The organism is Campylobacter sp. MIT 12-5580 (assembly GCF_005406235.1).
GTDB lineage: Bacteria > Campylobacterota > Campylobacteria > Campylobacterales > Campylobacteraceae > Campylobacter_D.
Genome location: NZ_NXLK01000004.1, coordinates 132,052 through 152,391, shown reverse-complemented (window position 1 = coordinate 152,391; position 20,340 = coordinate 132,052). Strand labels below are relative to the sequence as shown.

The window sequence follows — 20,340 nt, the reverse complement described above, 5'->3', positions numbered from 1 at the left end:
AATATCATTAAAAATTTGGGAATTTTTATGATGAAAATATTGCTTTTTTGTGCCGTGTTTTTTTTCTTAAGCTGTTCTAAGCCTTTAAGTATCACTGATGAGTTAAGGGCTCAAGGCTTGATTTACACCCAAAAACAAAGAGTTGTCCAAAACGAGCATAATTTGATCTTTTTGCTAACTTATCTTAATCCTATCTTAGATGAGCCAAGTCAAGATGAGCTTTTTTTGCTTGGTATTACACCTAAAATAGATGAAATTTCAGACATTACAATCAGCCTTGATCAAGAACAAGGCGAACTTAATCTTCTTAAAAAAGATGACGAGCTTTTAAAATATGTCTTTACAAACGAATATTCAAGTTATTACAAACTTAGCTTTAAAGAAAAAAGTGCTTCTGTGCTTAAGCTTAATCTTTGCGTGAAGGCTCAGTGTTTTGAACTAAACTTTCAAAAATACTCGAAATCTTTGTATTATCGTTCAGTAGATGTAGATACGCAATATAATTAGCGAGCACCTTTTTTGCATAAATCCTGCTTTCTTGATACGGCACAAGTTCCATTGATAAAAAAGGCTCAAATTTGCCCTTTTTAAACATATCATCTCGTGCAAGCATTCTGTTTGTAAAGCCTATACCGCCATTATACGCATAAGCGATAAAAACAGGGGATTTTAACCTTTCTTCAAGATAATTTAAATGATGATTGGCAAAAAAATACGCCGTTTTTGGATCAAACATATCATCTTGATCAAAATCTTTAAGCTTTAATTCTTTTTGTGCGATATGATTTGCCACAAAAGGCATAAATTGCATCATTCCAAGTGCATAAGAGGTTGAAACTGCAGTTGGGATAAAACGGCTTTCTTGCCTAGCAATGGCTAAGATAAGTGCTTGACGCTTAGTATCATAGTCCTTGATAAACTCATAATAAGGCATGATGAAGTAATTGTTTTTAAATTTAAACTGCCTTTCAAGTATATATGCATAAATAGGCAGGGTATGCTTTGAGTTAAACTCTTTTGCAAGGGTTTCAAGCTCTTTTGGGCTTGCTTTTTGAATTTTTTTTGCTGTGCTTTGCCACAAAAAAGGATCTTTCATATTAAAATTTGATTTTGTGTCTTTTGCCTCAAGAAAAGTAATAGGAGGCAAAGGCTCACGCATAAGCTCTTTGGCATAAAGGCTATAGATATTTAAACTTTGGCTTTTGGCTAGGCTTTGTAAATGTTCTTTTTTCTTGTTAATCTGCCATATCCAAAATAAAGCATTGTCTTTATCAGCGGCTTTATCAAAGCTTTCATAGGCTTTTTGAAAGAAAGCAAGAGCTTTTTTTTCATCATTAAAGAGCAAGGCATTTACGCCCAGATAAAAAGCCACACCTTCACTTACCATACTTGGATCGATTTTTACAAAAGAAGAGCGAAGTTTTGGGGCTTGTTTTTTGATGATTAAATCTTGAGCAAACTTTGCAAAGCCATTTTGCTTGGCAAGCTCATTTAAAAAGCTGGTATTAACATTGTCTAAATCACTTGCTTTTAAAAAAGTAAAGGTGCGGATAAAATCCTTGCTGTTTTGATTATTTGCAAGAAAAGTTAAGATATTTGTATCATTAAAGGCTAAAAGTAGGGTGCTTAAATCACTACCTTTGTAATTATATGCAAGGTTTTGACGCGTATTTGTATCAAGATTTGAGATAAAAGCAAGTGAGCTAAGCCTAAATTTTTGACAAGTTGTATTTGCTTCTGTGATGGTTTTTGTGGTGTAATTATAGCATTTTGCGTATTTTGGATCAACATAGGCTTTGGGTGGTGGCACAAGTTTTTCTAAGTCTTTTTTAATCTTTCCAGCATAGCGAAAAATTTGCTTACGCAAGCTATTTGCTTCTTTTTTTGAAATTTGATTTTCCTCAAGCAAGCGGTGCAGGTAATAATCTTTAGCTAAAGAATTATCCTTTGTTTTTAAGGTTTGCAGATCATAAATGGCTGCAAATGCCACAGCACAAGTAAAAACCAAAGCTAAAACTATCCTCATAAAGCCAACCTTGCGATATTGCCTATCAAGATACTGATAAATTGAAGAACGATAATGATGATTAAAGGAGCAAGATCAATAGCACCTATTCTTGTAGGAATAAAACGCACAAGGCGGTAAGCTGGGGCTGAGAGCTTGTAAAGAATTTGCACGATTGGATTATAAGGATCAGGATTTACCCAAGAGATAAGGGCTGTGATGATAATCACCCACATATAAGCATTAATAAGTATTTGAATCACGCCAATTACTGAAAGCAAAAAAGAACTTCCCAACACATCAACCATGTTTTTCTCCTAAAATTTCTTTCATCAAAGGCTTTAAAAGAGGATAAAGCTCACTTAAATCAGGACCATGCAAAGAGCTAGTAAGCAGTAGCCTCAAAGGTGCAAAAAAAGCCTTGCCCTTAAGCTTGCTTTTAGTTAAAAGCTCGTTTTTAAAGCCCTCATAATCTAAATTTGAAAGCTCAAGCTGCGTTAGAATTTCTTTTAAAAGCTTGATCTGTTCTTCATATTCTTTATACTCAACTAAATGCGTATTTGGCTTAAAAATGCCTTGCAGCTTTTCTTTAAGCTCATTTATAGTGCTTGCTTCTTGAGTATAAAACTTAGCTAGTTTTGCAAAATCAGCCTTTAAATTTAAGCTCAAATCTAACTCATCAAAGCCTAAAAGTCCTGCTAAGCTCTCATCATCAAGTCTTTTGATGTGTTCTCTGTTGATTTGTAAAAGTTTTTTAAGATCAAAACGAGCAGGGGCTTTGCTGATCTTTTTAAGATCAAAAAATTCTACTGCTTCTTTGAGAGTAAAAAGTTCTTGCGGGGTTTTATTGCCAAGTAAAAGCAAATAATTTGCAATGCTAACAGGCAAAATTCCAAGCTCTAAAAGCCATTTTACGCTAGAATGCGCCTCTCTTTTACTCATCTTTTGCCCATCTTCGTTTAAAATGATAGGCAAATGTGCATAAAGCATAGGCTTATCATAGCCTAAACTCGCTCTAATATGCTCTTGTTTAGGCGTGTTTGAAGTGTGATCTTCCCCTCTTATAATGCAAGTAACGCCCTCCATCATATCATCAACCGCACAAGCAAAATTATAAGTTGGGGTTTTATCAGCCCTCATAATCACAAAGCTGTCTATATTTTCAGGCTCAAAATGAAGCTTTCCTTTAATCAAATCCGTAAATTCCATAGCTTTACTAGGTTTTTTAAGGCGTATGACAAAGGGCTTTTCATTGTCTAAAACCTCGCTATCACTAAGTTTTTCACAAGTGCCATCATAGCGGTAGGGCTTACCCTCAGCCTTAGCCTTTTCTTTTTTTGCCTCAAGCTCCTCAGTCGTGCAAAAACAAGCAAAGGCTTTTTTTTCACTCACTAGCTTTAAAGCCATTTGGCGGTGGTATTTTAAATTCTTACTTTGCACATAAAAATGCTGCCAATTCACACCAAAAAGCTTCAAAAGCTCTTTGATCTCCTCATCTTTACCAGCGATATTTCTAGCTGTATCAGTATCTTCTATACGCAAAATAAAGCCACTTTTATCCTGCAAAGAACAAAGATAATTAATCAAAGCTGCTCTTAAATTGCCTATGTGCATATCCCCGGTAGGCGAGGGTGCAAATCTATACATTAAATTTTTCTCATTTTCTTTATAAATTTAAAGCCTCAATTATAGCTTGAAAAGATTAATAAAAGCTAAGCAAAACTAAGTCAAAGCCTGTGCGATAAGCTCAGCTTGCTTTATCGCGTTTTCTGCGGTGATTTTGATTATATCTGGTGGGTAGCCAAATTCTCTTAGCACTTTTCTAACGGCGATTCTAAGCTTTATTTTTATCTTTTTTCAAATTCTAGCTTAACTAAAATTATCATTAAAACCCTTAGTTTTTCAAAAAAATAAAATCTTTAAAAAGCTCTTGGAGCTTATAAGCGCTAAATGGTAGATATTCAGCTATGCTAAAGCCTACTATTTTTGAGCTTTTATCAAGCAAATTTAAAATTTGGGCAAGTTTTTCAAGGTTCATTTTGCCCCCACCGCTACCATCGCCCACTAAAGTGGGATTTGCAAAATAAGTATCGCTAAAATACTCTACATTTAACACATCTATATCAAAATGCACCAGCAAAGCATCAAATTTATCTATAAAATTTTTTAACTCCTCATCATTTACAAACTCTTTATCTTGCACTTTATAAGACACGCCTTTTTTATCTAAAAATTCTTTTTGATAACTATGAATCTCTTGCAAGCCTATATATAAAAGTTCATTAGCCTTAAAAGGCTTGTTTTTAAGTAAAGTTAAAAGCTCCTCATCACCTTCTCCTAAAAGTGTGCCAAGCACGAAAGCATGAGCATTTGGATAATTATCCTTTGGTGAGCTAACATCAGGGTGTGCATCAATCCAAATAATGCCAAGCTTAGGATATAAGGCATGCAAATAATCAAAACTTGCTAAAGATACATAGCAAGTCCCGCCTATGGTAATGACTTTTTCAGGCTCATAGCGCGCTAATATAGCTTGAGCTTTTTTGGTGTTTTGTATCACTTCATTTCTTGCAAATATGCCATTTTCTATCTTAAATTCAGCCTCGCTTGGCGGAGTAATAGGCACTTCAAAACTCGGTTGATTGCTATTTTGTGGCAAAATTTGAGTAAGGAGTTTAGCTCCTAGATAATATTCTTTTAAACCGCCACTAAGATAATCTGGATATACAAGTCTTAAGCTTTTCATTGTGTTTGTCCTTTCAAAAATTGGTGTAATTTTAGCTTAAAAAGATAATTATGATATTAAATCCGCTGCGATAAGCTCAGCTTGCTTTATCGCATTTTCTGCGGTAATTTTAATCATATTTGGTGGATAGTCAAATTCTTTAAGCACTTTTCGCACGGCGATTCTAAGCTCTGCTCTTACACTTTCTCTTATTTCCCAGTCTAAACTCGCTTTTGACTTGATTTCGTAAAATACCGCCTTTGAAAGCTCTAGCAATTTCTCCTTTTTCATCACTTCTTCTACACTTTTATTTTCCACCAAAACACTATAAAAAGCAAATTCATATTCACTTAGCCCAAGCTCCTTTTTATCCTTATCCTGCTTTATTAGCTCCTTGCTAAGCTCTATTAGCTCTTCTATAACTTTTGTCGCATTGATAAGCTTGTTTTGATAGTTAAGCAAAATTTCAGTCATTTTTTCAAATAAACTCTTAGTCCTTAGCTCGCTTTGCATTCTGGCTTTTAGCTCATCATTTAAAAGCTTTCTTAAAGTCTCAAGTGCGATATGCTTATGTTTATATGCCCTCATATCCTCTAAAAATTCATTTGAAAGTATGGATATATCTTTTGCGTTGAGTTTGCTTTTATCCAAAATATCAACTATACCCTCACTTTTTAATTCATTATCAATGATTTGCTTTATAAGGCTTTGTTGTTCTCTATCTATAGTGGCTTTACTTTCTTGCTGACTTTTTTTGATTCTATTTTTTAGCATATCAAAAAGGGCGATTTCTTTTGCAAGTTCATTTGCTTTTTCATTTGGCAAAAGTAGGGTATAAGCTTTTATAAGCTGTGTGCATTCATCTAAAAAGCGTCTTTTTTCTTTCTCATCACTTAAGATTTTATTTATGATTTGCTGGATAATTTCTAGTTTATTTATATCAGATTCTTTAAAATACTGCATATAATCAAACTCAAAAAGCATATCTTTTATCACTTCATATTTTTCTAGCATTTTTTGTTCTAGCTCGCTTTTATCAGCGATAAACTCACTTTGAGAATCTTTGGTATAAAATTTCAAAGCCTCTTGCAAAGATGCCATTATACCGATATAATCAACGATAAGCCCTCCGCTTTTATCCTTGCATACTCTATTTACGCGAGCAATTGCTTGCATGAGATTATGCCCGCTCATAGGCTTATCTACATACAAAGTATGCAAAGGCGGCGCGTCAAAGCCTGTCAGCCACATATCACAAACGATGATAAAATCAAGCTCATCATTTATATCTTTGGTTCGATTTGCGATGATTTTTTGCTCTTCTTTGCTTATGTGAAAGCTTGCTAGCTCCGCCCCATCATCACTACTTGAAGTAATAATAACTTTAGCGCGTCCTTTATTGCAATCATCATCGTGCAAGCTAGGCTCAAGGGCGACTAGTTCTTTATATAAATTAACAGCGATTTGCCTACTCATACACGCTATCATCGCCTTACCCTTAAGCTTTTGCTTTTTAGCGTTAAAATGCTCTAATATATCCTTAGCCACAGCTTGCAGTCTTTGCTTTGCACCTATGATTTGACTAAGTTTTAGGGCGTTAGTATTATTTTTGTCTTTTAAGTCCTTATCTAAATTTTCTATGAGCTTTTTACCCTCATCACTCAAATGAATCTTAGCAAGCCTACTTTCATAATACAGCGGCACAGTAGCCCCGTCCTCCACAGCTTGCTTCATATCATAAATATCGATATAATCCCCAAAAACACTACGCGTATTGGCATCATCTTTTTCTATAGGCGTTCCGCTAAAGCCTATATAAGTGGCATTTGGCAGGGCATCACGCACATTTTGCGCGTAACCATAGCTGATTTTCTCGCCTCTTAATCTCGCTTCAAAACCATACTGCGTGCGGTGTGCTTCATCAGCGATAACGATAATATCCTCTCTTTTACTCAAAGTTTCAAAGCGTTCGTTCTCATCTTTAAATTTTTGCATAGTTGAAAAGATAATCCCGCCTTTTATGCCCTTTAACACACTTTTAAGCTCTTGTGTAGAATCTACGCGTTTTGGAGTGGTTCTTAAAAGCTCGCTTGAGTGACTAAAGGTGGTAAAAAGCTGATTATCTAAGTCGTTTCTATCGGTTAAAATCACAAGGGTTGGATTACTTAGCTTGTCTAAAGCCTTAGCTGCAAAAAACACCATAGAAAGGCTTTTTCCACTACCTTGAGTGTGCCAGACTACGCCGCCTTTTTTGCTTTCTCCAGCTACGCCCTCACTCATCGCCTTTTGCACGCTTAAAATGGCTTTATTTACAGCATAGTATTGATGATAAGCAGCGATTTTTTTGATGATTTTACTTTGTGCGTAGCCGTTTTTATCAAGGAATTTCACATTTTCATAAGTGATGAAAAAGCGGATAAAATCAAGCAAAACGCTAGGATTAAACAAGCCATTTATAAGATTTGTTAGCTCAAGTTTAGAATCTGCTTGTTTATCTTTAATCTTCCACGATAAAAAGCGAGAAAAATCCGCACTCAAACTTCCCACCTTAGCACTAAAACCATCGCTAATAACGCATAATTCATTCGTAACAAAAAGCGCGCAAGATTCTGCCTTATAAGTTTGAATTTGATTAAAGGCATTTTCCAAAGTCGCATTTATATCAAGGGGATTTTTCAGCTCAAAAACCACCAAAGGCAAGCCATTGATAAAAAGCAAAACATCAAAACGATTTGTAGCCTTTTGACGAAAGGAAAATTGACGAGTTGCTAAAAATTCATTTAAAGCCACATTTTTAAAGTCTATCAGCTCTAAATTTATGCTCCGCTCCTCACCACCAGCAAATACACTTAAACTCATACCATTGATAAGATAATTATGAAAAGCCTTGTTTTGCTCTAAAAGCTCGTTATTATCATTTGCAAGCTGGGTGAGTTTTTTATAGGCTTCTTTGACTAAATTTTCTTTTTGCTCCTCATTTAAAAAATCATATCTTTTATTTTGAGCGAAATTTAAAGCATAAACCGAGCGTAAAAACTCCTCTTTTAAAATCCACTCATCGCTTTTTCTTTGCAGTGTTTTGGCTTCTTTATACTCATAGCCAAGATTTGTTAAAAGCTCTATAGCTTCTAGTTCAATGGTGTTTTCATTTATTTGGTTAGTTGGCATTTAAAGTCCTTTCACTTTCATCATGCTTAAATTTATTTTTATTCATTGTTCTCCCATATATTTTTTATAATGGTCTTCATTTCCTGTATGCTTAAATATATTTCTAAAATTATCAATAATTTCCTGATTACCTATCTCTTTAAAATCAATTATATTAGCACTATCAGAGTGTGATTCTCTTTTAATAAATCTTATAAAAGCATTGGCTGTGAGTTTATCAAATTCTTCTATATATTTGTCATATTTTTTTCTCCCTACAAAAGCAAAAAAATGCTCTAAAATATTTCTCATAACATTTGGTATTATATGCCTATATTTATCACGATTAATTTCATCATCTCCATTAAATTTTTTTACTATATTCCAATAAGATTCATACTCATTTGCTATATCTTGGCGTTGAATTTTTTCTATTCTTGAATATTCTTCCTTTGAAATTTTATATAATAATGTATTTTTTGGTTTCCCAGTAGGTGTTATATTATGAATTAATTCATGAAAAAAATAAAGATTATGGGTTAAAATAAATACTTGCGATACTTTTACGCTGTTTTCTTTTTTGATTAAAAAATGCCTTTTAATTAGTTGAGCTACATTAAAAAGATGATTATGCGATAAGCTAGATACAGGATCATCTATAACTATAATTTTATTTTTGTCTATTTCATCTTTATTTTCTTTACCCTTACATAATTCTATAAAATAAAGAAAGCTTATTATCCCTTTCTCTCCCTCGCTTAGAGTATTAAATACAGCCTTATTATTTTCCCTTACGATTTGGTAGAAATTATCGCCATACTTTTCTATACGAAAACTTTTTATTCCTATACTTTCAAGACTTGCGTTAATTGCTTTTATTGTGTGCTCTACACTTGATAACTTTTCTTTTTCTTCGGTAATAGAAGTATTATTTTCTTTAATTTTTTCTTTATTTGCGCTTATATTATTAGCAAGATTGCTTATTTTTTCATCATGCTGCTTTTTATTTTTTTGATATTCTTCAATTTCAACTTTATATTTATTATACATATTTATCCAAAAAGACTCTTTTATTTTCTCTTTCATTTTATTTTCATTAGCTTTTTCCTCTTTATAAGTCTTTATATTATTTTGTATTTCACTTATCAAAGAATTTAAATTAACCAAGCTATTCTTAGAATTTTCTAGCTTTATAATCCTGCTTGGTTCTTGAATTTTGTTTTTTATTAAGTTAATATTGTTTTGAATGGTATTTTTTAGTTCTTGGTATAATCTTTCAAATTTTTCCTTTCTCTCCTCTTTTTCTTTTACAAAATAGTTACTTAAAAAATTCTGTATATCTGGTAAGCCTTGCAAATATTGTTCATATTGATTCAATCTTTCTTTTAAAGCATTAATATCCTTTTGATAGCTTTCATTAAAATATTCTTGCAATTGTATTTTAAAATCTTGCGTAATGGTTTCTTGCTGACAAAATGGGCAAAGATTGTTGCTAAATTTAAGGTATTCCTGCCCTTTTTTTACCCAGTCTGAATTATTTAGTTCTTTAATCAAAGCAGATACGCTACTATTTTCGTTACCAACGATATTTTTTGCAAAAATTTCATCTTGTTCGATTATCTCAATATTATCCAATAATATGGGCTGAATGTCATTTACTTCGCCACTATTTAATTTTTTAAAGCTTTTAAGCTTATTTTCGCAAACGTCTAAAGTAAAAAATTCAGCTTTTGTTTGTATTTTTAAGATTTCTTCTTTTAATATTTCCTTGCTACCCATAAAGCCTACCAAGCAATATTTAAATATTCCCTGTTCGTAATCTTTATAATTTCCTACAATACTCCATATTTTATCCTCAAATTTTTCATTTATTTGATTAAACTCACTATTTTCCTTTTTTATATCTCCAGTGTTTGTTTCATTCTTTTGTTGCAAATATTGATTTTCTTCTTCTAGTTTTTTAATATTATCTAAAATATTTTTATTCTCACCATCAGGCACTAAAGTAAAAATACCCCTTAACCCCTTCTCATCAACTTCTCTAAAAGTATCATCAATAAAACCTTGATTATAAACTAAAATTTTCTCATTATTTTCATCAAATCCACTAAGCTCACACGCGCTAAAATCTTGGCTATTTAGATTTGCAAATGCTGTGTTTTTGCTACGCAAGAAATTTGACATAATACTTTTTCCAGAGCCATTTAAGCCATATATAAGCACATTTTCAGCTATTTTGGTTTCAATCGCTTTGTTTTTTTCTATTGCTATTGTAGGCTCAAGTATTGCTTCGCTATAGCTACCAATATTTTTTAGCTTAATGTATTTAATCATAAAATTTTCCTTACTCAAAAATCTTTTTTAAAATTATATCACGCAGAGATTCTAAGTTTTGAATTTGCTGTGAGTTGTGATAAATTTTATCAAACATTGGCTTAACTTGTTGGTTAAACAAATTAAAGTTCTCATCGTCTGGGATATTAAAAACTATACTACGCAAATTATTTAAAGTAACATATTCTTGCGTGCTTCCACCTCTATTTTCGTGTATAAATTTTATCCCAAAAGTTGAATTTAACCAAAGATACACAAAATACATAAATTTTTTATTTTGAGAGGTTTTAAAAAGCCCAATGTTTTTAATGGCATAGTTTATAGTATTTGACTGCTCTAAGTATGTAAGTCCTATCGTTCCTATCATTGAAAACAAAATATCGCCTTGCTCGACCTTACTTCTTTTATTGATTTTTTCAAAATCTTCTTTAGAGATAAAATATGCATTATCAAAATCTAATTTGTTTTTCAAGATATGTTTTGAAGTTATTAATTTTTTACCAAATTCTTTTTGTTTTGGGGAATCATGTGTCCCATCTTTAACTTCAAATAAATCTGTTATTACCTTTTCCTCCCAATCTTCCTTAGCATTTTCTATAAAATGATGGCGGAATAATGTTTGGGCTATGGATTCTAGGGTTTTATTTTGTTTGTGGAGTAAAACTATTTTATCATCAAAGCTACTTAGAATTTGTGCTATTTTTTCTTGGGTTTTGAGGGGTGGTAAAGCAATTGTCAAGTTTTCAAAATCGCCTTTGTTGAGTATAGGAACAGCGGTGCCATCTCCTCCAAAAAGTCTTAGCGTAGGATAAATTCCAACCATTGAATAATATAAAAAATCATTGTTTGCTTTAAGTGGATTTGGTATTATTGAATTTATTTGTTGATTAGTAATGGCTTCTGTATTATTCATAACAACTTTTCCCATATCAGAGCCAATACAAGTTACCAAAATGGAATTTTTAGGTAATATAATTTTACTAAATCTTTTTATCCCCTCATTAGAAATTTTTCTTTCAGAATTTGTTGCGAATTTATGATAGTTTTTATAATCTGTTGGGGTAATAAAAAGCATATTTTCTGATTATTTTTTGACGGTGTTTTGCCTGTTACAATAGTGCCAATATCCCCAAGTCTCACTTCCTCCCAGCTTTCTTTTTGCAATGATTGAAAAAAGTTGATTTGCATTTTTGCCTTTCTTATTTATATTTGTGGATTGCTTCGTCAGCTACGCTTCCTCGCAATGACGCAGTAGAGATTCTCGCAGTGGTGCTTTCATTTAATCCCACCGCCTATCATATCAAGGCTTGCAAGTATTTGTTTGTTTAGGATTTCTTCTTGCTTTAACTGCTCTCTTAGTTCTGTATTTAGCCTTGTAAATTCGCTTTCAAAGTCAAATTCCTCATCATTATCCGCAAGCCCTACGAAGCGTCCGGGTGTGAGTATATACTCAAGCGCGCGGATTTCCTCAAGTGAAGCGGATTTGCAAAAGCCTTTTGTGTCCTCGTAATTGTTTGTTTCTTGGATTGCTTCGTCAGTTGCACCTCCTCGCAATGACGAGTTCCCATTTTCTTGGGCTTTTTGCCATTTATGATAGGTATTTGAGATGAGCTTTATATCCTCGTTTGTGAGGATTTTGTTTTTGCGGTTGATGAGTGTGCCTAGATTCCTTGCGTCTATGAAAAGTGTGTTTGTGTGCGTTTTGCCTCTTCTTAAAAACCACAGGCAGGCTGGAATCTGCGTGTTTAAAAAGAGCTTTGCGGGTAGATTGACTATGCATTCAACTAAATTTGCTTCGATGATTTTCTTGCGGATTTCGCCCTCGCTATTTGTGTTGCTCGTAAGGCTTCCTTTTGCAAGCACAAAGCCAGCCCTGCCATTTGGTGCGAGGTGGTGGATAAAGTGCTGAATCCACGCATAATTTGCATTTGAGCTAGGCGGTGTGCCAAAGCTAAATCTTGCGTCATTTGCAAGGCTTTCATTAAAATAATCTGAATCATTAAAAGGCGGATTTGCGATGATAAAATCCACCTTAAGCCCCTTGTGTGCGTTGTTTAAAAAGCTTCCCTCGCTGTTCCATTTCACTTGCGAGGAGTCAATTTTACGCATAGCTAGATTCATCTTTGCTAGTCGCCAAGTGGTTTGGTTGCTTTCTTGCCCAAAGATAGATATGTCATTTATCTTTCCTTGATGTTCTTTGATAAACTCCTCACTTTGCACAAACATACCCCCACTGCCACAGCACGGGTCAAACACCCTGCCTTTATAAGGCTCAAGCATGCTTACAAGCAGTTCCACAACGCTTTTTGGAGTGTAAAACTGCCCGCCTTTTTTGCCCTCAGCTAAAGCAAATTCACCCAAAAAATACTCAAAAACATGCCCTAAAATATCGCTTGTATTTGCTTCTTTTAAGCTTATAGAATCAATTAAATTCATCAAATCCCCAAGCGTAGCACTATCAAGATTTTCTTTTGCATAGACTTTTGGTAAAACGCCTTTTAAGCTTTCATTTTGCTTTTCGATAAGCTCTAAGGCATAGTCTAAGTCCTTGCCAATGCTAGGTGTTTTTGCCTTTTTGATTAGGTCTTGCCAGCGCGCATTTTGCGGGATAAAAAAGATATTTTTTGCGATATAAAAATCCTCATACTCAACATCCTCATCCTCACTTACTAGCTCATCATAAAGCTTTTGAAAACTATCGCTGATAAATTTCAAAAACACCAAGCCCAGCACTATGTGCTTATATTCAGCCGCATCTATGTTTTTGCGAAGTTTATCAGCTGCGGTGAAAAGTGCGGTTTCTAACGACTTTTGAGGCTTTGCTTTTGTTTGTTTTGCCATCAATGTGCCTTTTGAGTGAAATTTTTATACAATTATACACTTTTTATCAAAATTTAAAAGCATTTTTTTTGCAAGTGCATAAAACTTTTATTTAACAAAAAAAGCTAAAATTACGCCTATGTTTTTTATAGTTTCTTGTATTTTTATGTTGATTTTTGGCTTGGCTAATGTTTTTATTTATAAACGTTTGTTTATGAAAATTCCTTTTTTACAAGCTCATAGGTTTTGGGTTTTAGGCTTTGTGCTTGTGATTTTTGTGATGGAATTTGCTTTTTTGATGTTTAGGGCAGATGATCGCTTTAATAGCACTATATATAATGTTTTAGCTCATTCTTTTGCTTTTACTTATTTTTTCTTTTTTGTTACGCTTTTTGCTGAAATTTTAGCCTTTTTTATACGCTTTTGGGTAAAAAAAACGAGCAAGCTTCCCTTAAATCCACAAAGACGTTCTTTTATCAAGCTTATTTTTAATTTTTCCTTGCTTATCTTTGGTATAGGGCTTGTGCTTAGAGGCTGGGGCAATGCTATGAATGTGCCAGCTGTAAAGCAAATGAATTTGAGCTTAAAAGGCTTGAAAAATGACTTAAGACTTGTGATGATTAGCGATGTGCATTTGGGTAAGAACCTGCACGATGTCTTTTTGGGCGAGCTTGTAGCAAAGATCAATGGCTTAAAGCCTGATATTGTAGTCATAGTTGGCGATTTAATCGATACAAAGCCTAAGGAGCTAGAGCATTACATACACAAGCTTAATGACTTGCAAAGCAAGCTAGGCACTTTTTATGTGCTTGGCAATCATGAGTATTACAGAGGGCTTGATGAAGTTTTAAGGGTGCTAAGAACAAGGACAAATTTAAAGATTTTAATCAATGAAAGCGTGGATTTAGGCGAGTTTAATATAGCTGGGCTGGCTGATCTTGCTGGACTTCGCTTTGCAAATGATGAAAAAGGCGTTGGCTTAAGTGGCTTAGGGCCAAACTCACTTACAAATTTTACTCCTGATATAAAAGCTGCAACGAGTAATTTAAGCTTAAACAAGCCAAGTATTTTACTTTCTCATCAGCCAAAAAGTGTCAATGTGCTTGATGTGAGTGCTTTTGATCTTGTTTTAAGCGGACATACTCACGCTGGGCAGGTTTTTCCTTTTGGAGCTTTGGTGCTTGCTCAACAAGGCTTTTTGTATGGGCTTTATGAATTAAGTCAAAAGACTAAGCTTTATGTAAGTAGTGGGGCTGGATTTTGGGGACCTGCGATTCGTTTTTTAGCTCCAAGTGAGATCGTTTTAATGCAAATAAAGGCTGAGGCTTAGAGGAGGGGATTTTGGATAAGCTTGTATCGCGAGTTTTTGGGGCAATTGCTGGTTTTGAGTTTTTTAGCTTTTTGCAAAATTTCATTAATCAAGCTTATGTGAATTATTTTAAGATAGACTTAAGCGAATTTCAAGACGCCAAAGAATATAAAAGCCTCACCGCCCTTTTTACAAGAGCTTTGCAAAAGCCAAGAGTTTTAGAAGATGGCTTTATCTCTCCTTGTGATGGTAAGGTTTTAGAATGTGGCAAAAGTTTTGTGGGCGAGGGGACAAATCTAGCCTTTAGCGTGAAAGGTTTTACTTATGATATCGATGAGCTTTTGCAAAACGCTTATGAAAAAAAGGAACTTGAAAAAGGCGTAAGTTATGCAAATATCTACCTTTCGCCTCGTGATTATCACCGCTATCACGCCCCTTGCGATCTACAAATTCTAAGCGCAACTTACACCAGTGGCAAACTTTTAAGCGTAAGTGAAGCAAATGTTAAAAAATACGCGAATTTATATGCAAAAAATGAAAGAGTGGTATTAAAATGCCTTACAGCTGAAAAAAACTTGTTTTGGCTTGTTTTTGTCGGGGCTTTAAATGTAGGTAAAATGTGCTTTGAATTTGACAAAAGCATACAAACAAATGCCCCACACGCTCATAATTTTACGCACACTTATGAGAATTTAAAGCTAAAAAAAGGCGAGGAGCTAGGGCATTTTGAGCTTGGCTCAACTATACTTATCTTAGCTTCAAAACTTGAATTCCAGCAAAACTTAAGCCAAAAAAGTGTGAAATTCGGACAAAATATAGCTAAGGCTTGATAAAAGAAAATCAAAAGCTAAATACTTAGTTTAAGCTGATAAAAAGTGTGTTTTGTATGGTAAATGAAGCTAAAGCTTACCGCAATACAAATAACAAGAATTATTCAAAAGTGTAAAATAATCTCGCCTTAAAAGCTTTTTGAGACTTTCAAGGCGAAAAAGCTTAGTGTGAGCAAGAACAGCCACAACCGCTATTTTCGTTAAAGAATTTTTCAAGATCTTCTATATTTGGGAGTTCTGTAACCTCAGGAACGATTTGTTTATACACAATTTTGCCGTCTTTAATCACGAAAATCGCACGAGCAAGCAAGCCTTCTAAAGCTCCATCGCTAAGCAAAACGCCGTATTTTTCACCAAATTCTTTAGATACAAAATCACTAGCGACGATTATATTATCTATGCCTTCTGTGCTACAAAATCTTCCCATAGCAAAAGGTAAATCTTGGCTCACTACGATCACTTCGGCATTTGGGTTTTGAGCAACTCTTTTATTAAATTCTCTTGCCTCAGTTGCACACACTGGTGTATCAAGGCTTGGCACGCTTAAAACAACTTGGATTTTAGCAGATTTTCCCACTTCAACCACGCCTAAGTCCTTGCTTTTAAGCTTAACAACAGGTGCATTATCACCAACGCTTACTCCACTGCCTTTAAGGTGCATCGGATTTCCTTTAAAAGTTACTGAATTCATTGTTTCTCCTTTTGGATTTTATATTTGCTTATTTTTAAGCTAGCCTTATTATAGCATTAAAGTCTTAATTTAAGATATTAATCACTTAAAATAAGTCTTTTTTTAATATATGAGTGTAAAAATGTATCTTAAAATATATAAAAATTTGTTATAATCTGCTTTTTTAAAGGATAGCCTTGAATGTAAAAATTTGCTTAAAGCTGTGCTTGCCAGTAATCTTTAGTTATATACCGCTTGGAATGAGTTTTGGGATACTTGCCTCTAGCAATGATTTTTCCTTACTTGAAGTGATTTGTATCTCTTTTTTTGTGTATTCTGGTTCGGCTGAGTTTTTACTCATCGCTTTTATTACGGCTAAGCAAGGTTTGCTTGGTATTTTTGTTACGCTTTTTTTGCTTGGGTTTCGGCATTTTTTTTATACCTTAAGTTTGCTTGAGCGACTCAAAGGCTTAAATTTCTTAAGGCATTATGTGATATTTGCCCTTTCTGATGAGAGTTTTGCCCTTTTAAGCACCAATGAAAAGAGCTTTGAAAGCGTGCAAGATAAAAACAAAAAAAGCTTGTATTATGCTTTGCTTTGTTTTATCAATCAAGCCTCTTGGGTGCTTGGCGGAATTTTAGGCGTATTCGTGCAAAAGATGATGAAATTTGATTATAAGGGCATTGAGTTTTGTTTAATCGCTCTTTTTATCGTGCTAAGTTATGATGCGTTTAAGCTTAATCCAAACAAAAAAGTTCTTATTTTAGCCGCTGTAATAGGAATTTGTGGCTTTTTGTTTATCGCAAAAGCTTATATGCTCTTTATCTGCCTTACTCTTGCTTTGATTTTGCTTGTTTTGGGAAAAAGATATGTTTGATAGTTTTTATTTAGAAGCTGTTTTTTGTGGATTTTTAGCGACTTATCTTGGGCGAGTTTTGCCCTTTTTGCTCTTTAAACGCAAGCAAAACTCAAGCACGCTAAGTTTTATCCAAAAAAATATGCCACTTGTGATTATGGTTATTTTAGTGTTCTATTGTCTTTTTTCTTTTAAGCTTGACTTTGTGCTATTTTTTTCTTGTATTTTAGTTTTAGGGCTTGAAATTTGCTTTAAAAATGCCCTTTTAAGTATGATTTTAGGGACTATTTTTTATATGATTGCTTCAAGGCTTGTGTGATGGATTATACCCTTTTTGTGCTTTCTTTTGCTTCGGTTTCTTTTCTGCCCGGACTTTGTATGAGCTTGGCTCTTTCTTTGGGACTTAGCATTGGTTTTAAAAAGACTTTGTGGATGATGGCTGGAGAGCTTTTTGGGGTTTTGCTTGTAGTGGTGCTTTGTGGGCTTGGGGCGAGTTTTGTTTTGCAATTTAAGCTTGCTTTTATGGTGTTTAAACTTTTTGGAAGTTTGTTTTTGCTTTACACAGCCTACACGCTTTTTCATCAAAAACTCGAGCTTAAAAAAGGTGAGTTTAAATTTAAAGATAAAAGCACGCTTGTGTTTCAAGGCTTTTTAGCAACTATTTCTAACCCAAAAGCGTGGATTTTTATGCTTGCTCTTTTACCGCCTTTTTTGCAAAAATCAAATTTACTTGTGTTAAGCTCTATCATTATTTTTATAGAGTTTCTAGCACTTTGCACCTATGCCTTAGGTGGAGTGGCTTTTGGCTTGTTTTTAGGTAAGCATATAAATAAACTCAGTAAATTTTCAGCCCTTTGTGTAGCATTTTTAGGCTGTTTTATGCTCTATGAGCTCTTTTTTGAGCTTTAAATTTCTTAGAAAAGCTTAAATTTATTTTACAGGCAAGCTAAAATAAAAGCATTTTGGCTCTTTTTCAAAGCCTATTTGTCCGCCATGTGCGTTGATGATTTGCTTACAAAGGCTTAGTCCTAAGCCATTTCCCTTAAGTTTTGTTGTTTTAAAGGCTTCAAATACAGCTTTTTCATCTTTTATGCTTGCTCCATTGTCAAAGACTTTGATGATGAGCTCATTTTCTTTAAGTAGGCTTTTTATGCTTATTTTTCCATTTTGATTTTCGCTTTCTTCTATGGCATCTATGGCGTTGTAGATGAGATTTTGAAGCACAAGGTTGATTAGGGCTTTATCAGCGTTGATTGTTAAGTCTAAAAACTCAAAGCTAAAGTCAATTTCAGCATTAAAATTATAAGAATGAATAATTTGCTCGCATTCATCTTTGAGCTCTAAAAGATTGAAATCCCCTGAGTTTATACGCACGCCCTTAGTAAAAAGTAGGGTAGAATTGACTATCCTTTCTACCCTTGAAGTGGCTTTTTGAATTTCAAGCACTATGTGTTTGTTTTTAAGCTCTGTTCTTGAAAAAAGCGTGCTTGCAAGTAAAGAGATCGAGCCTATAGGATTTCTAATCTCATGAGCTAAATGCGCTGCCACACTTCCCATACTTGCTAGCCTTTCATTTCGCTTTTCATCGCTTATATCAGTAGCTTGGATAATGAGCCTTCCTTCATGACTGATATTTTTGATGATAAAAAAACGTCCCTCATACTCAAGCTCATAATGAGCCTTTGAGGTATCAATATGAGCTAGCAAAGCCTCATTTTTTAAAGCTTGCTCATTTTGCAAGATGATGGTTTTGCCCTCAAGCACCCAAAGCGCAGTTGGTAGCACCTCTATGATCTCACTCATCATCTTTCTTAGGCTCTCATAGCTAGCTTGCAAGGCTTTGTATTCATTTTCTATAACATAGGTTTGCTCGATTAAAGACTTAAGCCCTTCTTGTAAATTTTCTTTTTCAGCAGAATCAAGGCTTTTTAGGATATTTTCATTCATCATTGTTCCTTTAAAAGTTCTTTAAAATCATTCAAATCAAATAAAAGCAAATCGCTTTCTTTGAGTTTTAACAGCTCGCTTGAAAAGCCAGATTTTGAAAAAAGCACATAAAAATTTGGCTTTATATCAAGGTTTGAAGCTTTAAATTTAAGTAGATTAAGTACATTTTTACACACTTTTTTATTTTTGTATTTCACCTCGCCCACAAAGCATAAATTTACATCCTCATAATACAAATCAAGCTCCAAATCCCTATGCCAAAAGCTTGAAATTTCAGCTAAATCAAGCTTTTTTTGTAAAAATTCTTTACTTAAAAGTTCAAAACACAGGCTTTGATAATGTTCAAAATCCTTTTTTATAAGTTCTAGCACAAGATCAAACTCAGCATTTAAGATAAGTTCCTCATTGGGCTTTAAAAAATAATAAAAAAATCTCATAAAATGACTACAAAATAAAATCTTATCTTGGATAACATACCCTCTTAAGTATTTTTTAAGTTTTTGTCCTTTTGGGCTAAAAAAACGCTCTTCCCTGCTTTTTTCAAAGCTTACAAAGCCAAGTTCTAAAAGCTCTTTAAGTGCAGCTGTAGCTTTAAAATGCCCGAGTTTTTTGTTGATAGAGTATTTTTTACGGCTATTTTTAGCAAGTATTTTTAGGGCAAGCTCACTTTTTGCGCTCAATTTAAAATTTGAAGCGATAGAGGTATAATTTTGCAGATAATTAAAATTGATATTTTCATACAAATCACCCTTGTTTTCAAAGCTATTAAAGCCCTCAAACACGCTATATAAGTCAAAAAGTTCTTTCATATTTAAGTCCTTAAAAGACTTTGAAAATTGGCTAAATTCTATATTGCTACCCTTAAAATGATAAATTTATGCTATAATACCAGCATAGGACATTTTTTTGCTATGTAACTTCATAGCGTGCTCCTAGTGTGGGTTGTCCCTAGCGATAGGGATAAACTAATTTTAGCTAAGCATGTTTAATGAATACATATTTTTATAAATATTATTCACTCACAAAGAACTTTTTAAAATCCCCCAAAAGCTCTTCTCTCAAAAGATTCTTTTTTAGGTAAATTGAGTTTGAAATTTTCTAAGTCTTTTTTAGGCACTATAACTAAAGCATAGCCACCTTTTTTATTTTTATCCCAAACGCTATAAAATTCGCTTTTAGAACTTATATATTCACCATAACTTGGATCAAATACTTGGATATAATTTCCCTTATGATTAATAATTACAACAAAATGAGGAAATCTTGGATCATCTTCAATCTTTACAAGTAAAGGAATTTGAGGTAATTTTTCTAAAACTTTTCTATCAATAAGATAAGAATTCCCTTCAAATCCTAGTTTTTTAATAGCCTCTCTTAGATCTGCAAAACTAACCATATCAGTATAAAGCTTTTTTTGATTCATTATTTTAAGCAAGTCTAATTCACTTAATTTTTGTTTGTCAATAAGATTAACAATGGTCGCAAGTGAGGAAGCTCCGCAACTTTCCTCATATGTTTGTCTTACTACTCTTGTATTTTTAAGTTCTTGATAAGATTTAACAATAAATTCGGCTTGCGACAAAAGGGGCAAACACAAACAAATAACAATCTTTAAGACTTTTTGCATAATAATCTCCTTTTGTTGTATTATAGCTAGAAGAAATAAAATTTTAAGAAATTAAAGATAAAAATTTAT

19 protein-coding genes are annotated in these 20,340 nt (G+C 33.6%); 6 read left to right on the top strand and 13 right to left on the bottom strand.

Annotation, left to right across the window (positions count from 1 at the left end; all coding sequences use genetic code 11):
- The first annotated feature begins 30 nt into the window (after window positions 1-30).
- Complete coding sequence (locus tag CQA38_RS05760) at window positions 31-507, top strand: hypothetical protein (RefSeq protein WP_137633045.1); 477 nt, start codon at window positions 31-33, stop codon at window positions 505-507.
- On the opposite strand, the gene CQA38_RS05755 is transcribed toward CQA38_RS05760, so the two are convergent.
- From CQA38_RS05755 to CQA38_RS05715, 9 genes are all read right to left on the bottom strand, one after another.
- Complete coding sequence (locus CQA38_RS05755) at window positions 407-2,026, bottom strand: lytic transglycosylase domain-containing protein (RefSeq protein WP_137633044.1); 1,620 nt, start codon at window positions 2,024-2,026, stop codon at window positions 407-409. The genes CQA38_RS05760 and CQA38_RS05755 overlap by 101 nt on opposite strands.
- The gene (locus tag CQA38_RS05750; RefSeq protein ID WP_137633096.1) at window positions 2,023-2,304 is read right to left on the bottom strand and encodes a YggT family protein; all 282 of its coding nucleotides are present in this window, start codon (window positions 2,302-2,304) and stop codon (window positions 2,023-2,025) included. Before CQA38_RS05750 ends, CQA38_RS05755 begins: the two co-directional genes overlap by 4 nt.
- A gap of 1 nt (window position 2,305) precedes the next feature.
- The gene (gene gltX / locus CQA38_RS05745; protein WP_137633043.1) at window positions 2,306-3,652 is read right to left on the bottom strand and encodes a glutamate--tRNA ligase; all 1,347 of its coding nucleotides are present in this window, start codon (window positions 3,650-3,652) and stop codon (window positions 2,306-2,308) included.
- Between the two features lie 75 nt (window positions 3,653-3,727).
- On the bottom strand, window positions 3,728-3,850 hold the full coding sequence (locus CQA38_RS05740; protein ID WP_283202094.1) for a type I restriction enzyme endonuclease domain-containing protein: 123 nt from the start codon (window positions 3,848-3,850) through the stop codon (window positions 3,728-3,730).
- A gap of 49 nt (window positions 3,851-3,899) precedes the next feature.
- Window positions 3,900-4,751, bottom strand: coding sequence for an arginase family protein (locus CQA38_RS05735; protein ID WP_137633041.1), 852 nt, complete (start codon window positions 4,749-4,751; stop codon window positions 3,900-3,902).
- Between the two features lie 48 nt (window positions 4,752-4,799).
- The gene (locus tag CQA38_RS05730; RefSeq protein ID WP_137633040.1) at window positions 4,800-7,898 is read right to left on the bottom strand and encodes a type I restriction endonuclease subunit R; all 3,099 of its coding nucleotides are present in this window, start codon (window positions 7,896-7,898) and stop codon (window positions 4,800-4,802) included.
- Between the two features lie 42 nt (window positions 7,899-7,940).
- Entirely contained in the window at window positions 7,941-10,211 is a 2,271-nt protein-coding gene (locus CQA38_RS05725; protein WP_137633039.1) for an AAA family ATPase, read from the bottom strand.
- Window positions 10,212-10,221: 10 nt separating this feature from the next.
- On the bottom strand, window positions 10,222-11,286 hold the full coding sequence (locus CQA38_RS05720) for a restriction endonuclease subunit S (RefSeq protein ID WP_137633038.1): 1,065 nt from the start codon (window positions 11,284-11,286) through the stop codon (window positions 10,222-10,224).
- A gap of 200 nt (window positions 11,287-11,486) precedes the next feature.
- The gene (locus CQA38_RS05715; protein ID WP_137633037.1) at window positions 11,487-13,052 is read right to left on the bottom strand and encodes a class I SAM-dependent DNA methyltransferase; all 1,566 of its coding nucleotides are present in this window, start codon (window positions 13,050-13,052) and stop codon (window positions 11,487-11,489) included.
- Between the two features lie 118 nt (window positions 13,053-13,170).
- Between CQA38_RS05715 and CQA38_RS05710 the strand changes: the two genes are divergently transcribed.
- Both CQA38_RS05710 and CQA38_RS05705 read left to right on the top strand, forming a co-directional pair.
- Window positions 13,171-14,361 carry a metallophosphoesterase gene (locus CQA38_RS05710; RefSeq protein WP_137633036.1) on the top strand — a complete coding sequence of 397 codons (1,191 nt, stop codon included), beginning with the start codon at window positions 13,171-13,173 and terminating at the stop codon, window positions 14,359-14,361.
- An 11-nt stretch (window positions 14,362-14,372) separates the two neighbouring features.
- Complete coding sequence (locus tag CQA38_RS05705) at window positions 14,373-15,170, top strand: phosphatidylserine decarboxylase (RefSeq protein WP_137633035.1); 798 nt, start codon at window positions 14,373-14,375, stop codon at window positions 15,168-15,170.
- 163 nt (window positions 15,171-15,333) lie between these two features.
- On the opposite strand, the gene tpx is transcribed toward CQA38_RS05705, so the two are convergent.
- Window positions 15,334-15,861 carry a thiol peroxidase gene (gene tpx, locus CQA38_RS05700; protein WP_137633034.1) on the bottom strand — a complete coding sequence of 176 codons (528 nt, stop codon included), beginning with the start codon at window positions 15,859-15,861 and terminating at the stop codon, window positions 15,334-15,336.
- Window positions 15,862-16,037: 176 nt separating this feature from the next.
- Here tpx and CQA38_RS05695 point away from each other — a divergent pair, with 176 nt between their 5' ends.
- The 3 genes from CQA38_RS05695 to CQA38_RS05685 are packed head-to-tail and all read left to right on the top strand — an operon-like array spanning window position 16,038 to window position 17,606.
- A complete protein-coding gene (locus tag CQA38_RS05695; protein WP_137633033.1) occupies window positions 16,038-16,718 on the top strand; it encodes an AzlC family ABC transporter permease in 681 nt (226 codons plus the stop codon).
- The gene (locus CQA38_RS05690) at window positions 16,711-17,016 is read left to right on the top strand and encodes an AzlD domain-containing protein (RefSeq protein WP_137633032.1); all 306 of its coding nucleotides are present in this window, start codon (window positions 16,711-16,713) and stop codon (window positions 17,014-17,016) included. Before CQA38_RS05695 ends, CQA38_RS05690 begins: the two co-directional genes overlap by 8 nt.
- Window positions 17,016-17,606: a LysE family transporter gene (locus CQA38_RS05685; protein ID WP_137633031.1), complete on the top strand. Its 591-nt coding sequence runs from the start codon at window positions 17,016-17,018 to the stop codon at window positions 17,604-17,606. The genes CQA38_RS05690 and CQA38_RS05685 overlap by 1 nt, the downstream gene beginning before the upstream one ends.
- Window positions 17,607-17,627: 21 nt before the next feature.
- Here CQA38_RS05685 and CQA38_RS05680 read toward each other — a convergent pair whose 3' ends face one another.
- The 3 genes from CQA38_RS05680 to CQA38_RS05670 all read right to left on the bottom strand — a co-directional run bounded on the left by CQA38_RS05680 (window position 17,628) and on the right by CQA38_RS05670 (window position 20,271).
- The gene (locus CQA38_RS05680; RefSeq protein WP_137633030.1) at window positions 17,628-18,644 is read right to left on the bottom strand and encodes a HAMP domain-containing sensor histidine kinase; all 1,017 of its coding nucleotides are present in this window, start codon (window positions 18,642-18,644) and stop codon (window positions 17,628-17,630) included.
- On the bottom strand, window positions 18,644-19,387 hold the full coding sequence (locus tag CQA38_RS05675) for a DUF234 domain-containing protein (protein WP_249355211.1): 744 nt from the start codon (window positions 19,385-19,387) through the stop codon (window positions 18,644-18,646). Before CQA38_RS05675 ends, CQA38_RS05680 begins: the two co-directional genes overlap by 1 nt.
- A gap of 290 nt (window positions 19,388-19,677) precedes the next feature.
- Window positions 19,678-20,271, bottom strand: coding sequence for a cysteine peptidase family C39 domain-containing protein (locus CQA38_RS05670; RefSeq protein WP_137633028.1), 594 nt, complete (start codon window positions 20,269-20,271; stop codon window positions 19,678-19,680).
- Window positions 20,272-20,340 lie beyond the last annotated feature (69 nt).

Excerpts from the sequence above, each read along its gene's own strand:
- CQA38_RS05760 (WP_137633045.1), top strand. The coding sequence starts at position 31 with ATGAAAATATTGCTTTTTTGTGCCGTGTTTTTTTTCTTAAGCTGTTCT.
- CQA38_RS05755 (WP_137633044.1), bottom strand. The coding sequence starts at position 2,026 with ATGAGGATAGTTTTAGCTTTGGTTTTTACTTGTGCTGTGGCATTTGCA.
- gltX (WP_137633043.1), bottom strand. The coding sequence starts at position 3,652 with ATGTATAGATTTGCACCCTCGCCTACCGGGGATATGCACATAGGCAAT.
- CQA38_RS05735 (WP_137633041.1), bottom strand. The coding sequence starts at position 4,751 with ATGAAAAGCTTAAGACTTGTATATCCAGATTATCTTAGTGGCGGTTTA.
- CQA38_RS05730 (WP_137633040.1), bottom strand. The coding sequence starts at position 7,898 with ATGCCAACTAACCAAATAAATGAAAACACCATTGAACTAGAAGCTATA.
- CQA38_RS05725 (WP_137633039.1), bottom strand. The coding sequence starts at position 10,211 with ATGATTAAATACATTAAGCTAAAAAATATTGGTAGCTATAGCGAAGCA.
- CQA38_RS05720 (WP_137633038.1), bottom strand. The coding sequence starts at position 11,286 with ATGCTTTTTATTACCCCAACAGATTATAAAAACTATCATAAATTCGCA.
- CQA38_RS05715 (WP_137633037.1), bottom strand. The coding sequence starts at position 13,052 with ATGGCAAAACAAACAAAAGCAAAGCCTCAAAAGTCGTTAGAAACCGCA.
- CQA38_RS05710 (WP_137633036.1), top strand. The coding sequence starts at position 13,171 with ATGTTTTTTATAGTTTCTTGTATTTTTATGTTGATTTTTGGCTTGGCT.
- tpx (WP_137633034.1), bottom strand. The coding sequence starts at position 15,861 with ATGAATTCAGTAACTTTTAAAGGAAATCCGATGCACCTTAAAGGCAGT.
- CQA38_RS05690 (WP_137633032.1), top strand. The coding sequence starts at position 16,711 with ATGTTTGATAGTTTTTATTTAGAAGCTGTTTTTTGTGGATTTTTAGCG.
- CQA38_RS05685 (WP_137633031.1), top strand. The coding sequence starts at position 17,016 with ATGGATTATACCCTTTTTGTGCTTTCTTTTGCTTCGGTTTCTTTTCTG.
- CQA38_RS05680 (WP_137633030.1), bottom strand. The coding sequence starts at position 18,644 with ATGAATGAAAATATCCTAAAAAGCCTTGATTCTGCTGAAAAAGAAAAT.
- CQA38_RS05670 (WP_137633028.1), bottom strand. The coding sequence starts at position 20,271 with ATGCAAAAAGTCTTAAAGATTGTTATTTGTTTGTGTTTGCCCCTTTTG.